Annotated in this window: 12 protein-coding genes; 5 read left to right on the top strand and 7 right to left on the bottom strand. The window is 71.8% G+C overall.

Annotation, left to right across the window (positions count from 1 at the left end; genetic code table 11):
• The first annotated feature begins 60 nt into the window (after positions 1 to 60).
• Positions 61 to 1,803: a lysine--tRNA ligase gene (gene lysS, locus IEZ05_RS35190; protein WP_189234397.1), complete on the top strand. Its 1,743-nt coding sequence runs from the start codon at positions 61 to 63 to the stop codon at positions 1,801 to 1,803.
• A 95-nt stretch (positions 1,804 to 1,898) separates the two neighbouring features.
• On the opposite strand, the gene IEZ05_RS35185 is transcribed toward lysS, so the two are convergent.
• On the bottom strand, positions 1,899 to 2,288 hold the full coding sequence (locus tag IEZ05_RS35185) for a hypothetical protein (RefSeq protein ID WP_189234396.1): 390 nt from the start codon (positions 2,286 to 2,288) through the stop codon (positions 1,899 to 1,901).
• Positions 2,289 to 2,372: 84 nt separating this feature from the next.
• Positions 2,373 to 5,810: an ALF repeat-containing protein gene (locus IEZ05_RS35180; protein WP_189234395.1), complete on the bottom strand. Its 3,438-nt coding sequence runs from the start codon at positions 5,808 to 5,810 to the stop codon at positions 2,373 to 2,375.
• Between the two features lie 396 nt (positions 5,811 to 6,206).
• On the opposite strand from IEZ05_RS35180, the gene IEZ05_RS35175 reads away from it, so the two are divergent.
• Together IEZ05_RS35175 and IEZ05_RS35170 are read left to right on the top strand one after the other, a co-directional pair.
• Positions 6,207 to 6,719, top strand: a complete 513-nt coding sequence (locus tag IEZ05_RS35175; RefSeq protein WP_308426988.1) for a hypothetical protein — start codon at positions 6,207 to 6,209, stop codon at positions 6,717 to 6,719.
• Positions 6,720 to 6,772: 53 nt separating this feature from the next.
• Positions 6,773 to 8,986 (top strand): trypsin-like serine protease, encoded by a 2,214-nt coding sequence (locus IEZ05_RS35170; protein WP_189234394.1) that lies wholly within the window; start codon positions 6,773 to 6,775, stop codon positions 8,984 to 8,986.
• Positions 8,987 to 9,060: 74 nt separating this feature from the next.
• Here the strand turns inward: IEZ05_RS35170 and IEZ05_RS35165 are convergent, their stop codons facing one another.
• The 3 genes from IEZ05_RS35165 to IEZ05_RS35155 form a co-directional block, all read right to left on the bottom strand.
• Complete coding sequence (locus tag IEZ05_RS35165; protein WP_189234393.1) at positions 9,061 to 10,344, bottom strand: DUF2637 domain-containing protein; 1,284 nt, start codon at positions 10,342 to 10,344, stop codon at positions 9,061 to 9,063.
• 99 nt (positions 10,345 to 10,443) lie between these two features.
• Positions 10,444 to 11,331, bottom strand: a complete 888-nt coding sequence (locus IEZ05_RS35160; protein ID WP_189234392.1) for a DUF3558 family protein — start codon at positions 11,329 to 11,331, stop codon at positions 10,444 to 10,446.
• 117 nt (positions 11,332 to 11,448) lie between these two features.
• Positions 11,449 to 12,348 carry a DUF3558 domain-containing protein gene (locus tag IEZ05_RS35155; RefSeq protein ID WP_189234391.1) on the bottom strand — a complete coding sequence of 300 codons (900 nt, stop codon included), beginning with the start codon at positions 12,346 to 12,348 and terminating at the stop codon, positions 11,449 to 11,451.
• A 204-nt stretch (positions 12,349 to 12,552) separates the two neighbouring features.
• Between IEZ05_RS35155 and IEZ05_RS35150 the strand changes: the two genes are divergently transcribed.
• Positions 12,553 to 13,746, top strand: a complete 1,194-nt coding sequence (locus tag IEZ05_RS35150; RefSeq protein WP_189234390.1) for an RtcB family protein — start codon at positions 12,553 to 12,555, stop codon at positions 13,744 to 13,746.
• 21 nt (positions 13,747 to 13,767) lie between these two features.
• On the opposite strand, the gene IEZ05_RS35145 is transcribed toward IEZ05_RS35150, so the two are convergent.
• Both IEZ05_RS35145 and IEZ05_RS35140 read right to left on the bottom strand, forming a co-directional pair.
• Positions 13,768 to 14,547: an SDR family NAD(P)-dependent oxidoreductase gene (locus IEZ05_RS35145; protein ID WP_189234389.1), complete on the bottom strand. Its 780-nt coding sequence runs from the start codon at positions 14,545 to 14,547 to the stop codon at positions 13,768 to 13,770.
• Positions 14,548 to 14,603: 56 nt separating this feature from the next.
• Positions 14,604 to 14,942 (bottom strand): YnfA family protein, encoded by a 339-nt coding sequence (locus IEZ05_RS35140; protein ID WP_189234388.1) that lies wholly within the window; start codon positions 14,940 to 14,942, stop codon positions 14,604 to 14,606.
• A gap of 104 nt (positions 14,943 to 15,046) precedes the next feature.
• On the opposite strand from IEZ05_RS35140, the gene IEZ05_RS35135 reads away from it, so the two are divergent.
• The coding region (locus IEZ05_RS35135) for an LLM class flavin-dependent oxidoreductase (RefSeq protein WP_189234387.1) at positions 15,047 to 15,622 on the top strand (576 nt) is incomplete at its 3' end.

Raw genomic sequence — 15,622 nt, 5'->3', positions numbered from 1 at the left:
AGCCGTGCGACCGTACCGGCTGCCCGAGCTGTACTTCAGGAAACACCAGGGAAAGAGGACGTGCCGATCGTGGCTCAGAGCACAGAGACCACCGACTGGGTCTCCCGTTTCGCGGACGAGGTCATCGCCGAGTCGGAGCGTCGTGCCCCGGGCAAACCGGTCGTCGTCGCGTCCGGACTCTCCCCCTCCGGACCCATCCACCTGGGCAACCTGCGCGAGGTCATGACCCCGCACCTGGTCGCCGACGAGGTCCGCCGCCGCGGCCACGAGGTCCGGCACCTGATCTCGTGGGACGACTACGACCGGTACCGCAAGGTGCCGGCCGGTGTCCCCGGCGTCGACGAGACCTGGGCCGAGCACATCGGCAAGCCCCTGACCTCCGTCCCGGCGCCCAAGGGCTCCGCCCACCCCAACTGGGCCGAGCACTTCAAGGCCGCCATGGTCGAGGCGCTGGCCGAGCTCGGCGTGGAGTTCGACGGGATCAGCCAGACCGCGCAGTACACCTCCGGTGTCTACCGCGAGCAGATCCTGCACGCCATGAAGCACCGGCAGGACATCGACGCGATCCTCGCCCAGTACCGGACCAAGAAGGCCCCGGCGAAGAAGCAGCAGCAGAAGCCCCTCGACGAGGCCGAGCTGGAGGCCGCGGAGGGCTCCGGCGCCGCCGCCGAGGACGACGGCAGCTCCGGCTCCGCCGGGTACTTCCCGTACAAGCCGTTCTGCGGCAACTGCGAGAAGGACCTGACGACGGTCACCGCGTACGACGACGACTCGACCGAGCTGACGTACGCCTGCACCGCGTGCGGGTTCTCCGAGACGGTCCGGCTGAGCGAGTTCAACCGCGGCAAGCTGGTCTGGAAGGTCGACTGGCCGATGCGCTGGGCCTACGAGGGCGTGATCTTCGAGCCCAGCGGTGTCGACCACTCGTCCCCCGGGTCGTCGTTCCAGGTCGGCGGGCAGATCGTCGGCATCTTCGGCGGCAAGCAGCCGATCGGCCCGATGTACGCCTTCGTCGGCATCAGCGGCATGGCCAAGATGTCCTCGTCCAAGGGCGGCGTGCCCACCCCGGGCGACGCCCTGCAGATCATGGAGCCGCAGCTGCTGCGCTGGCTGTACGCCCGCCGCCGGCCCAACCAGTCCTTCAAGATCGCCTTCGACCAGGAGATCCAGCGGCTCTACGACGAGTGGGACCGCCTGGACGCCAAGGTGGCCGACGGCACCGCGCTGCCCGCCGACGTCGCCGCGCACGCGCGTGCCGTGCGCACCGCCGCCGGTGAGCTGCCGCGGACGCCCAGGCCGCTGCCGTACCGGACGCTCGCGTCCGTGGCCGACATCACCGCCGGCCACGAGGACCAGGCGCTGCGCATCCTCAGCGAGCTGGACCCGGCGAACCCGCTGGGCTCGCTGGCCGAGGCCCGGCCGCGCTACGACAAGGCCGAGGCGTGGATCAACACCCACGTCCCCGCCGACCAGCGCACCATCGTCCGCGACGAGCCCGACGCCGAGCTGCTGAAGTCCCTCGACGAGCCGTCCCGGCAGTCGCTGCGGCTGCTGCTCGACGGGCTCGCCGAGCACTGGTCGCTGGACGGGCTCACCCACCTGGTCTACGGCGTGCCCAAGGTCCAGGCCGGGTTCTCCGCGGACGCCACGCCGAAGGAGCTGCCGCCGGAGATCAAGACCGCCCAGCGGACGTTCTTCGCGCTGCTGTACCACCTGCTCGTCGGCCGCGACACCGGCCCGCGCCTGCCCACGCTGCTGCTGGCGGTCGGGCAGGACCGGGTGCGGACGCTGCTCGGGGAGTAGCTCCGCCGGTCAGGACGTGAGAGGGGGCGCCCGGCTTCGGCCGGGCGCCCCCTCTCACGTCGGTGGCGGCCCATGGGGCCGCGGCAGGCGGGCCCCTAGGAGTGGGAGAACCACACGCCGACGACGACCGCGATCATGACGAACATCGAAAAGGTGATCCACACCAGGGACGGTGTGTGCACCTTCACCTTGATATCCGGATTCTGCTCCTGTTTCAGGATGTCGGCCGCGACCCATTTCCTCACCGGGACGATCATGACGAGGAATGTCAGGAGAATGGCCGCGTAAAGGTACAGGGTCACGGCGAACGAATAACTTTTCGCCAGGGCGAACAGCAGCAGGGTCGCGCCGAGGACGAGGGGGATGAAGGAGACGCTCGTCTTCCCCTTCGGGGTGGGCATCGACCAGCGCATCAGGGCTATGTGCACCGGGGTGACGGCGACGGCGATGGCGGCCCAGGCGAGGGTGGGCAAGGACAGGAACACAGTCGATGGTCCTTCCGGGACGGAATGCGCGGAGCACTTTACTGGACCGTTCGCATTCCGCCCCGGAATGTCTCACGGGCCCGATTACCAGGGGGTCAGTGAGTGCCAGGCGTCACTGACGGTGTCGGTGACCGTGTCTTTCGCGTCGTTCCACTTGGTGGTGAACACGCCGACCGCCGGTGAGATCAGTTCCTGCTGGAGGCGCGCGGCGAGTACCGGGGCGGAGCGCAGGCCCTCGGTGCCCCACTTGATGATTCCGGAGACCCCGCCGAACTTCGTGAACGGTATGCCGCCGGTGAGGACGGCGATGGCGACGCCCGCGGAGGAGGAGAGGAAGGCCGAGGACGTCCAGCCGTCGGTGAACCCGGTGATCACGGCGCCCGCGACACCGGTGATGAGCGACACCGAGCCCGCGATCCCCGCGATCGCCTCGCCCAGCGGCGGCGGGATCAGCAGGGACGCGGCGGCGATGCCGCCCGAGACGGTGGAGACGGCCGACAGGACGTTGGCGACGTCGCGCCAGTCGTCCTTGGTGCCGCCGAGGAAGGTGCCCGGCTCGTCGACCTTGTCGCTGTCCTCGGTGTCGGAGGGATCGACACCGTCCTGCTGGTTCCTGCGGGCTTCCTCCGCCGCCTTCCTGGCCGCTTCGGCCTGCTCCGCCTTCCGCTTGGCGACGGCGATCGCGCGTGCTTCCGACGCCGCCTTCGCGGCCTCGGCGGCGTCCTTCCCGGCCTGTGCCGCAGAGGCCTGTGCGGCGGTCGCGGAGGCCTGTGCCGAGATGGCGGACTGCACCGCGGCGGCCGCGGACGCGGTCGCCCGGTTGGCGGAGTAGTTGGCGCGCCGGGCGGCCGAACGCGCGGTGATGGCCGCGTTCCGCGCCGTCGCGGCGGACGCCGAGGCGTCCTTCGCGGACTGCTCCGCGGCGTCCGCGTGCGCGTCCGCCTCCTTGGCGTACTCGTTCGCCTGGGTCGCGGACTTCTTCGCGGCGTCGGCCCACGCGAGCGCCTCGTCGGCCGCGTTCCGCGCCTCCGCCGCGGCCTTGGCTGCTTCCGCGGCGTCCGTCTGGGCGTCCTGCGCGATCTTGGCCGCGTGGGCGAGGGAGGCCCGGATGGCGGCGATGTGGGCGGCGGCGTCGGCGTCGAGCTGCACCATGCGCGGGTGCACGGTGGTGAGGAAGTCCCGGAGCATCCACTCCGGGCCGTCCAGCGCCACGGTCGCCGCCATCTTGGTGTACGGGCCGGCGGTGTTGAGGATCGTGAAGACGGCGACGTTGTCGTCCTGCTTCTGCGCCTCCGGGTACTTGGTGGCGAAGAAGTCGTGGAGGGCCTTGGCGGAGCCGTCGGACAGGGCCGCTTCGGCGGCCTGCGTCACCGCCTTGCCCGGGTTCTTCGACAGGATGCGGAAGATGGACACCTGGTTGTCGGTCTTCGCCGCCTCGACCATGCCCCCGTTGAGGAAGGCCGCGGCCGCGCCGGAGTCGGCCGACTCCAGTGCCCGCTGCGCCGCCTCCGCCACCGCGGGGGTGGAGATCTGGGCGATGTAGAGGACCGTCTCCCGGTCGTCCTGGTTCTGCGCGATGAGCCGGTCCGTGTCGACCCAGGCCAGGACCGCCTGGTCGTCCGAGGCGAGGGCGTACTCGGCGGCCTCGCGGGTCCAGGTGCCGTGGGAGTCCAGGAGCCTGAGACAGGCCTTGCGGCCGGCGGTGATCGCGCCCGCCTCGTCGCCGGCCGCGAGCGCCCTCTCCGCCTCGGCGATGAGGTCGAGGGTCTCCGTGTCCTGGGCCTGCTTCTGGGTGAGCTGGTTACGGGCGGCCGCGACGTCCTGCGCCTCGATGGCGGCGAGGCGGCGGGCCTCGTCGCGCCCCTGGAGCGTGTGCTCCTCGATCTTCGCCTGCTCCGCCTCCCGGGCCTGCCGCTCCACCTCCTGCGCGTCGGTGACGGCCTTCAGCGCGGCGTCGGCCGCCGACTTGGCCGCGGCGGCGTACTTGGCGGAGCGGTTGGCGTAGTCCACGGCCTGACCCGCGTACTTCACCGCCTCCTCGGCGGCGTCGGCAGCGTTGTCGGCGTGCTGAGCGGCCGAGTTGGCTGCGTCCCGGGCCGCCTTCGCCGAGCTCGCCGCGATCGCGGCCAGGGACTGGGCGGCGTTGGCGGCGGCGGTGGCCCGCGCGGCCTGCGCGTCCGCCTCGGCCGCGGCGGCACGGGCGGCGGCGGCCTCCGACTGCGCGGTGCCGGCGGCGGAGGCGGCGGTGGCGGCCGAGTTCGCGGCGGCCGCGGCGTTGCGCGCCGCCGAGGCGGCGGAGGAGCCGGCGGAGGAGGCCTGCGAGGCGGCCGTCGCGGCGTAGTCCGCCGCTGCCGCGGCCGTACGTGCCTTCGCCGCGGCGTTGCGGGCGCCGACCGCCGCGTCCTTGGCGGCCTGGGTCTTGGCGGCGTCCTTGGACGCGGCCATGGCGGAACGGTAGGCGGCGGAGGCGGCCCGCGCGGCGGTGGCGGCGGCGGCAGCGGCGGCGTGCGCCGCCCAGGCGGCGCGGCGGGCCGCCGACTGGGCCGCGTTGGAGGCGGAGATGGCGGTACGGGCCGCCTTCGCGGCACCCGTGGCCGCACCCGCCGCCTTGCGGGCGGCGCGCGCGGACTTGGCCACGTCCTCCTTCGCCGCCTGCGCCTCCTCCGCGGCTTCCAGCGCGGCCTGCTTCGCCTTCTCGGCGGCCGTCTGGGCCTTCTCCGACTCGGCCTTCGCCTGCTCCGTCGTCAACTGCGCCCGCTTGCCCTCGCGTTCGACGATGGCGACGAGCTGGTCGATGGTGGCCGTCTCCTGGTCACGGGCGCGGGCGATGTGCTGCCCGGTCTCCAGGAACCAGTGGATGGCGCCTGCCGTGCCCTCGTCCAGGGCGCGCGTCGCGTAGGTCTTCACCTCGGGCGAGGCGGTGGCGAGGATCTTGAAGACCTCGGCCCGCTCGTCCTCGAAGCGCGCGGTGAACTGGGTCTCGGTGATGAACTTCATCAGGGCGGCGGTGGTGCCGTCCGCGAGCGCCGTGCTCGCGGCCGCCTTGACGCTCTTGTCGCCCTGGTTCATGAGGGTGAAGGTGAGGACACGCAGGTCCTCCTGCTGCGACGCCTCGTAGCCGCCGGCGAGGAAGGCGGAGATCGCCTCGTCACCGGCCGTCAGGGCCGCGGTGATGTCACGCGCGCCGCCCTTGCCGGAGGCGGAGAGTGCCTTGAAGAGGGCGACGCGGTTGTCCTCCGCGATCGCGGCGGGAAGGCCTGCGGCGACGAACTGCTCGGCGTCGGCCGCGCTGCCCGCGAGGGCCGCCGCCGCCGCGCTCTTCACGGCCTGGCCGCCCGCCTTCCACGCGCTCACCGCCTTGCCCCGCGCGGTGTCCGGCAGGGAGGGCAGGTCGGGCACGTCGCCCGTCGCCGCGGTGGCGGCGTAGACCTGGGCTGTCCCGATGAGCGGGAGGGCGGCGGCTGTCGTCGTCGCGGCCGCCGTGGTCAGAAAGCGCCGTCTGCTCCAGAAAGTCGTGTCCAAGATGAAGTCCGTCCGGTGGGCGAACCGGCGGCCGCGGTGAGCAGCCGCCGGTCACGGGTGGCTGGTCGTCGGTGCCGCACACCGCCGGCGACGAGTCGACCGTCCGGACACGTCGGGGCAGCTGTGCGGCAGGAGCCGAACAGGAGTGCTACGAACGCACGGGCGGGACAGTACGCAACGAGCGGGGCGGTCGGCTACTGATCGAGCGTCAGGAAAGCGCGTGAGAAGAGGCACACGCACGGTAATGGCGAACCGGGGGGAAACTTCCGTTTTGGTCCAGTGTTCTGATTGCCGGTCACGTGTTTGAATGCGGCGGCGTGGCCCGACAACTGGGCTTCAGGCAACGGTGGTTGGGCGACTCGACACGAGAACACAACGATGAGCGAGGGGACTTGCATGATCGCCGCTGTCAGAAAAATCGCTGTGACCGGTGCCGTCGCCGCGGCATGCGCGGCAGCCGTCGCCACTGTCGGCTACACCGCCTCCTCCCACGACGACGCTCCCGCCACCGCGGTGGCGGACACGCAGCCCGGCTACGCGGTGGAGGACTTCACCTATCCCCAGGCCGACAAGATCGAGGCTGAGCAGGGCATCGTCCTCAAGCGCGGTGACGGGCACATCGTCCTCGCCGAGTGCGGCAGCGAGACGGGCCTCCTCGAGGTCTACTCGCGCGTCAACGCGAAGGTCTGCTTCCGCGCCACCGGCACCTCCGGGTACCTCAGCCTCGAGATCAAGTCCGTGTACGGCGTCAAGGGCGCCGGCAGCCAGGACGCCGACCTGACCCTCAAGGCCCCGGACGAGACACCGCAGGAAGTCAGCGTGCCGGCGAACTCGTTCACCCCCGTCGGCGAGTCCATCGACCCGGACCAACGGGACCACATCCTGGTCGAGATCCGCACCAGCAAGTGACCCCCGCCGGCCCACCCGCCCGACCGACCGGACACGCACCGAGGAATCGCCCCATGCCGCATGCCAGACCCGTGCGCCGCGCCACACTCGCCGCCTGCCTGCTCGCCGCACCGCTCGCCCTGACCGCCGTACCCGCGCACGCCGTGACGGGACCCGCCGTCGCCGGGTCCGACACCACCCACGCCTACGCCGCGCAGATCGTCGTCGGCGACCACGACCGCGGCTGCTCCGGTGTCCTGGTCGACCCCGAGTGGCTGCTGACCGCGGCCGCCTGCTTCGCCGCGGACCCCGCCGAGAGCCTCGCGGTACCCGCCGGCAAGCCCGCCACGAAGACCACCGCGACCATCGGCCGCGCCGACCTCACCGGCACCGGCGGCGCGGTCCGCGAGGTCGTCGAGCTGGTCCCGCGCACCGACCGGGACGTGGTCCTGGCGCGGCTGAACCGCCCGGTCACCGGCGTCAAGCCGCTCGCGCCGGCCACCGCCGCGCCGACCGCGGGCGAAGAGCTGAAGCTCGCCGGCTACGGCCGCACCCGGAGCGAGTGGGCACCGCTCGCCCTGCACACCGGCGCCTTCACGGTGGACGCGGCCGACGCCACGTCCGTCACCGTCACCGGCAAGGACGGCGTGGCCGCGTGCATGGGCGACACCGGCGGCCCGCTGGTCCGCACCGTCGGCGGCACGCAGCAGCTGGTCGCCCTGGCCGGCCGCTCCTACCAGGGCGGGTGCTTCGGCATCGACGAGGCCGAGACCCGCACCGGCGGCACCGCCGCCCGCGTCGACGACCTGGCCCCGTGGATCGCGTCGACGGTGGGCGCCACCCGCGTCACCGACTTCAACTGCGACGGCGTCGAGGACATCGCCGTGGCCGACCCGACGGCCGCCGTCGGCGGCGACGCCAAGGCCGGTCTGGTGCGCCTCGTGTACGGCGGCGGCAAGGGCACCGCCGAGATCAACCAGGACCTCGACTGGGTACCCGGCGGCTCCGAGGCCGGCGACCAGTTCGGCCAGGCCATCGCCGTCGTCGACTACAACGAGGACGGCTGCACCGACCTCGCCGTCGGCACGCCCCTGGAGAACCTGGGCGAGGCGACCGACGCCGGCATGGCCGACCTCCTCTACGGCGCCCCGGGCGGCCTGGGCACCGGCGCCGCCAAGAACACCCACTTCCAGCAGGCCTCCGGCGGCGGCTCCCTCGCCGCGTCGACCCCCGAGACGGGCGACCACCTCGGCGCGGCGCTCGCCGCCGGGACCACCACCACCGGCGAGCCCTTCCTCGCGATCGGCACGCCCGGCGAAAGCCTGGGCAGCCTCGCCGAGGCGGGCGAGGTGTTCTACGCGCACGGCACCGCCAACGTCGCACTGCACCAGGATGTCGCGGACGCTCCGGGCACCGCGGAGGCGAACGACCGTTTCGGCGAGACCCTCGCCGCCGACGCCAACCACCTGGCCGTCGGCATCCCCGGTGAGGCCATCGGCACCGACGCCGAGGCCGGCGGTGTGGCCGTCTTCTCGCACACCCTGAACGCCGACAAGCGGCCCACCCCGCTGTTCGGGCTCGACCAGGACCTGGACGCGGTCTCCGGCGGTGCCGAGCCGGGCGACCTGTTCGGCGCGTCCCTCGCCCTCGTCCCGTACCGCCCCTCGGGCGCCGCGAGCGCGAACGAGTCGATCCTCGCCATCGGCTCGCCGGGCGAGACCCTGGCCGTGAACGGCGTCGACAAGGCCGAGGCGGGCAGCGTCACGACCCTGCGCATCACCGCCTCCGGTACCTTCAGCGCGCTCAACTACTACTGGTCGGGCACCGGCGACGACGAGGTGTCCGGCGGCGCCGAGGCCGGGGACCACTTCGGTGCCGCGCTCAGCGCCGTCAACACCGCGCCCCGCGCGGTGAGCACCGGCGCCACCATGAAGCTGGCCGTCGGCATCCCGGACGAGGCCCTCGGCACCACCGCGAGCGCGGGCGCCGTGCACGCCTTCTCGCTGCTCGGCTCGCCCGGCGCCAACGACAAGTGGATCGAGGCCGGCGACGGCGACGGCATCCCCGGCACCCCCGGCGCCAACCAGCGCCTGGGCTCCAGCCTCCACTTCACCGGAACCCACCTGTACGTCGGCATGCCCTACGGGCCCAGCACCTACGGCGCGCTGTACGCCCTGCCGATGGCCAACGTGACCCTCGGTGAGACGAACGCGGCGGTCACCGCCTACCAGCCCGGACAGGGCGGCCTCCCGGCCGCCGGCACCGACTTCGGGTACGCGGCCCGGTAGGACGACGCACCCGCGCAAAGGAAGAGGGGCGCCCGGTGTTCGCCGGGCGCCCCCTCCTTCGTACCGCACACCGGTCAGGCGATGTGGTTCTCCTCCAGCTCCGCGTTGAAGCGGTTGGAGAAGCGGACGACCAGGCGCTTGGCCTCCGCGTCCGCGAGCGACGTGCCGTACGTCGCCTCGATGTTCTCGCCGAACTCCCGCGGCGTCGGGAAGCTGTCGTCGATCGACTGCCGGAACACCTGGTAGTACGCCTCCTCGTCCGGCTCGGCGACCGGCGTACCGCCGCCGTCGCCCAGCTCACGCGTGCGGCCCGGGACGACCGGGATCGGGAAGCTGCCGGTCTCCTCCGGCGAGGGCTCCTCGACGGGCGGCTCCTCCTCGTACTGGTCCCGGTACTCGTCGGCCTGCTGCTGCTCCTCGTACCACTGGGCGTACTGCTCGGCCGGGTCGTACGTCGGGTCGTAGCCGCCCTGGTACGCGACCTGGCGGGGGGTGTTGAACCAGGGGCTCTCGTCCGGCTCCGGCTCCACCTCCGCCTGCGGCCCGTGCGGCGGCCGGTCCTCCTCGCGGGCGCGGACCAGCTCGGGACGCTTCTCCGCCGCGGGCGCCGTCGCCGACGGGACCGGCGCCTCCGCCTGCGGCTGCGGCGCGGGCGGCAGCAGCGCCGGCTCGATGCCCGCCGCCGCCAGACCCGCCGGAGCCGTCTGCGCGAGGGGCACGCCGTAGCGGGCCAGACGCAGCGGCATCAAGGACTCCACCGGGGCCTTGCGCCGCCAGGCGCGGCCGAAGCGGGAACGCAGCCGCGCCTGGTACACCAGCCGCTCCTGCTCCAGCTTGATCACCTGCTCGTAGGAGCGCAGCTCCCACAGCTTCATCCGGCGCCACAGCAGGAAGGTGGGCAGCGGGGAGAGCAGCCAGCGGGTGAGGCGGACACCCTCCATGTGCTTGTCGGCCGTGATGTCGGCGATCCGGCCGACCGCGTGCCGTGCCGCCTCGACGGACACCACGAACAGCACCGGGATCACCGCGTGCATGCCCACGCCCAGCGGGTCCGGCCAGGCCGCCGCGCCGTTGAACGCGATCGTCGCCGCGGTCAGCAGCCACGCCGTCTGACGCAGCAGCGGGAACGGGATGCGGATCCAGGTGAGCAGCAGGTCCAGGGCGAGCAGCACGCAGATGCCCGCGTCGATACCGATCGGGAAGACGTAACTGAAGTTCCCGAAGCCCTTCTTGAGGGCCAGCTCACGCACCGCCGCGTACGAACCCGCGAAGCCGATCCCGGCGATGATGACGGCGCCGAAGACGACCATGCCGATGAGCACGCGATGCGTCCGTGTCAGCTGAAGTGGCGCGGCCACCCGTACTCCCCTCCCAGTGCCTGTTGTTGCGCGCAACAGGGTGGCACATCTGTGCGGGTGCCGGGTGGCCGGTGCGTCTTCGGGCCTACCCGACGACCGTCAGCTCTTGCGCGCCGTGGACGTCGACTTGGGCGACTTGGACGACTCGGAGCCCGATCCCGACGGTGCCTGGGACGCCGACTTGGACGCCGACGGTGCCGCGGAAGGAGACGCCGAGCCGCCCGCCGTGCCGCCGTTGGCGGCCGTCACCGAGGCCACCGCCTCCTTGGCCGCCTTCTCGGCGGCCTTGGCCAGGTCGTCGGCGTCCGGCGTCTTGTCGCCGGCCAGACCGGCGCCGTTGTAGTCGACGGTGACGACGACGTTCTCGACGCGCGCCACGACCGTCTGCTGCTTGAAGGTGCCTTCCTTCTTCTTCAGGTCGTAGCGCACGACCGCGGCCTCGTCGCCCGTGCCGCTCACCGGCGTCGTCTTCACGCTCTGCGCGCCCTCGGCCTTCTGCGCGTCCTGGAGCTGCTTCATGTAGTGGTCGCGCGCCAGCTTGTCGCCCGCGCCGCGCGCCACGTCCGACTCGAAGCGCAGCATCGACACACTCAGCCAGCGGAATTGCGAGCCCTTCACACCGTTGTCGTCCAGGCTGTCCCAGGAGCAACTGCCGCGCGTCGCCGTGTCGTTCGACGCGCCCTCCTTGCCGGAACCGGCCTTCGGCACCAGCTTCTCCAGCGTCTTCTTCGACAGCGTCGAGCACGGCTCCGGAAGCTTCCCGTACGCCGCCGCCTGCACCGTCGGGGAGGGGCTCGCGGACTTCGACGCGGCCGTCTTCTCCGCCGCCTTGTCCTTGCCGTCGCCCGAGCCGGAGTCCGAGGAGCAGCCGGCTGCCACCAGCATCACGGGTACGGCGGCCGCGCTGACAAGGACGCGGGTAAGTCGCTTCGCTCGCTGGTCACGCTGGTCACGCTGGGCTCGTCGCTGCATGGTTCCTTCACTCATGGCACTCGTGGTTCCTGCGTTCGGATCGGGTCCGAGGGGTCACGGTACGCGGTGGTCTCCGCGCCCGGTCCGGCTTCCCGCGCTTCACGGGCGAGGGGGCCGGATGCGGGAACGGGCTCAGCCACCCAGCGAATCGGCCAGCTGGGAGGCGAGTTTCCGCGCCCTGTCCTGCAGTTCCTTGCTGTCGGGCACGACTCCGACCGTCGCCGACTGCTCCGCGTACTCGATGGTCACCATCACGTTCGACGTGCGGAACGCCACAGTCACCGTGCGCCGTTTCGCCGTCGAACCGGAGCTGCTCAGCTCGTCGTCCAGGAACGCCTCGTCGCCCAGGTCGTCCAGCAGACGCGGCTGGAGGTCTGTGGGGGTGCCGTCGGAGGCGGACGGGCTCGACGAGGGCGCCGTGGCCGACGCGGAACCCGAGGCCGACGCGGAGGGCGAGGCGCTCGGACCGGTGGACGCGCCGGACGACGGGGTGCCGGGCGACGGAGTGCCGGACGGGGACCCGGAGGCCGACGCGGAACCCGAGGCCGACTCCGATCCGGAGGCCGACTCCGAGACGACCGGCTCGGGCAGGTCGGCCGCCTCCACCTGCTGGGCGAAGAGCTGCTCGGCCTGGCTGTCGTCGCTCACGGAGTTGTCGTACGACACGACCCGCTCGAAGTCGACGAAGAGATGGTCGGTGGCGTCGGCCGACTCGACCTTCCAGCGGCAGCCGACCTTGCGGTCGGTGTCGTACGCGAGCGTCGGCTCGCCCGCGTACGCCTTCTCGCGCTGCAGCTCGTCCGCGATCTCCTGGATGCCGGGCAGCAGTGAGTCGAGCGTCTTGTGCCCGACCGCGCGGCACGGCTCCGGGAGCGTGCGGTACTTGCCGGGCTGGGCCACCTCGCTGGCGACGCCGGGCTGTCCGGGGTTGGACTGGTCCGTCGTGGCGCCGTCGTCCGAGCCGCCGGTGCAGCCGGCCAGCACCACCGCCAGGAGGGCGGCGACGCCGGGTACGTAGGCCTTCCGCTGCACGGTGCGGCTCCTCTCGCCGGTGTGGCTGTGGTCGGTACTCCAGTGTCCCCGCTGGTTATTCGCTTGCCGCGCGGGGGCGCCCCCTGCAGACAATGTGTATCGCACGCGCCGCCGTGACCGCCGGTCAGCTGTCTCTTTGGCTGCCCTTGGCGCCGGTTTTGCGCTTTGAGACTTCTGTTTGTTTTCCGGGGGAATGAGGACGATATGTCGTACGTGGAGATGCCGGGCGCGAAGGTGCCGATCCGCATGTGGACCGACCCGGCGACCGTCGAGGACGTGGCGCTCCAGCAGCTGCGCAACGTCGCGACCCTGCCCTGGATCAAGGGCCTGGCGGTCATGCCGGACGTGCACTACGGCAAGGGCGCGACGGTCGGGTCCGTGATCGCGATGCGGGGCGCGGTGTGCCCGGCGGCGGTGGGTGTGGACATCGGCTGCGGGATGTCGGCGGTGAAGACGTCCCTGACGGCGAACGACCTCCCGGGCGACCTGTCGCGGCTGCGGTCGAAGATCGAGCAGGCGATCCCGGTGGGCCGCGGGATGCACGACGACCCCGTCGACCCGGGTCGCTTCCACGGTCTGGCGACCGCGGGGTGGGACGACTTCTGGGGGCGGTTCGACGGGGTGGCCGACGAGGTCAAGTTCCGGCGGGAACGGGCGGCCAAGCAGATGGGCACGCTGGGATCCGGAAATCATTTTGTCGAACTTTGTGTCGACACGTCTGATGCGGTCTGGCTCATGCTCCACTCCGGTTCCCGCAACATCGGCAAGGAGCTGGCCGAGCACCACATCGGCGTGGCCCAGAAGCTTCCGCACAACCAGGGACTGGTCGACCGCGACCTCGCGGTGTTCGTCGCGGACACCCCGCAGATGGCGGCGTACCGCAACGACCTGTTCTGGGCGCAGGAGTACGCCAAGTACAACCGCACCCTCATGATGGCGCTCTTCAAGGATGTGATCCGCAAGGAGTTCAAGAAGGCGAAGCCGGTCTTCGAGCAGGAGATCTCCTGCCACCACAACTACGTGGCGGAGGAGCGGTACGACGGCATGGACCTGCTGGTGACCCGAAAGGGCGCGATCCGCGCGGGGTCCGGGGACTACGGGATCATCCCGGGCTCGATGGGCACGGGCTCGTACATCGTCAAGGGCCTCGGCAACGACAAGTCCTTCAACTCCGCCTCCCACGGCGCGGGCCGGCGCATGAGCCGGAACGCGGCCAAGCGGCGCTTCTCCACCAAGGACCTGGAGGAGCAGACGCGCGGCGTGGAGTGCCGCAAGGACTCCGGCGTCGTGGACGAGATCCCGGGCGCCTACAAGCCGATCGAGCAGGTCATCGACCAGCAGCGCGACCTCGTGGAAGTCGTGGCGAAGCTGAAGCAGGTCGTCTGCGTGAAGGGCTGACGCCCGGGACGGCGTCCGGCGTCAGCCCTCGCGGTGGACCTTCGTGTTCGAGGCCTGGGCGCGGGGGCGGACGACCAGGAGGTCGATGTTGACGTGGGCGGGGCGGGTGACCGCCCACGTGATGGTGTCGGCGACGTCGTCGGCGGTCAGGGGGTCCGGGACACCGGCGTAGACCTTGGCCGCCTTCTCCTCGTCGCCGCTGAAGCGGGTCAGGGCGAACTCGTCGGTCTTGACCATGCCGGGCGCGATCTCGACGACGCGGACCGGGCGGCCGACGATCTCCAGGCGGAGGGTCTCGGCGAGGACGTGCTCTGCGTGCTTGGCGGCGACGTAGCCCGCGCCGCCCTCGTAGGTGGCGAAGCCGGCGGTCGAGGAGACGATCACGACCGTGCCGTCGCCACTCGCCTCCAGCTTGGGCAGGAGCGCCTGGGTGAGGTGGAGGGTGCCGATGACGTTCGTCTCGTACATCCGGCGCCAGTCCTCCGGGTCGCCGGTGGCCACCGGGTCGGCGCCGAGCGCGCCGCCCGCGTTGTTGACGAGGACGCCGACCGTCTTGAACGCGGTCGCGAACTCGTCGACCGCCGCGCGGTCGGTGACGTCCAGGGGGTAGGCCGTCGCCTTGTGGCCCGCGGCCTGGATCTCCTCGGCCAGCGCCTCGATGCGGTCCTTGCGGCGGGCGGTGAGGACGACGCGGTAGCCGGCGGCGGCGAGCTGCCGGGCCGTGGCGGCGCCGATGCCGCTGCTCGCACCCGTGACGACGGCGATGCGGGAGGCGGCGGACGGGGCGGCTGCGGTGGCCATGGGCTGCTCCTTGATTCGTACGACCGGTCGCCGCCCAGCGTAGTCAGCCGGCGCGGTCAGCCGCCGTTGCGCGGTACCCACATGATCAGGGCCATCCCGGCCAGGCAGACCAGCGCGCCCGTCACGTCCCAGCGGTCGGGGCGGTAGCCGTCGGCGACCACGCCCCACAGGATCGAGCCGGCGACGAAGATGCCGCCGTACGCGGCGAGGATGCGGCCGAAGTGGGCGTCGGGCTGGAAGGTGGCGACGAAGCCGTAGGCGCCGAGGGCGAGGACGCCGCCGGCCGCCCACAGCCAGCCGCGCTGTTCGCGCACGCCCTGCCAGACCAGCCAGGCGCCGCCGATCTCGAAGAGGGCGGCCACGACGAACAGGGCGGCGGAACGCAGGACGAGCATGCGGGCAGCTTCGCACGGTGGGGGAGAAGGGGCGGAATAACGTCCGGGGTCGGGTCGTTCCAGGGGTATAGTTGAACCGTCAACAACTTGGAGGTTGAGCGATCATGCAGTTCGGCATCTTCTCCGTCGGTGACGTCACTCCGGACCCGACCACCGGGCGTACGCCGACCGAGCGTGAGCGCATCAAGGCCATGGTCGCGATCGCGCTGAAGGCGGAGGAGGTGGGGCTCGACGTCTTCGCGACCGGTGAGCACCACAACCCGCCGTTCGTGCCTTCGTCGCCGACGACCATGCTCGGTTACATCGCGGCGCGTACCGAGCGGCTGATCCTGTCGACCTCCACGACCCTGATCACCACGAACGACCCGGTGAAGATCGCCGAGGACTTCGCGATGCTCCAGCACCTGGCGGACGGGCGGATGGACCTGATGATGGGGCGCGGCAACACCGGCCCGGTCTACCCGTGGTTCGGCAAGGACATCCGTGAGGGCATCAACCTGGCCGTGGAGAACTACGCGCTGCTGCACCGGCTGTGGCGTGAGGACGTGGTGAACTGGGAGGGCAAGTTCCGCACCCCGCTGCAGGGCTTCACGTCCACGCCCCGCCCGCTGGACGGTGTCGCGCCGTTCGTCTGGCACGGCTCGATCCGCTCTCCGGAGATCGCCGAGCAGGCCGCGTAC

The organism is Streptomyces flaveolus, from assembly GCF_014648815.1.
GTDB lineage: Bacteria > Actinomycetota > Actinomycetes > Streptomycetales > Streptomycetaceae > Streptomyces > Streptomyces flaveolus.
Note: the sequence above shows the minus strand (reverse complement) of the source record. Positions and strands in the feature narration are given on the sequence as shown.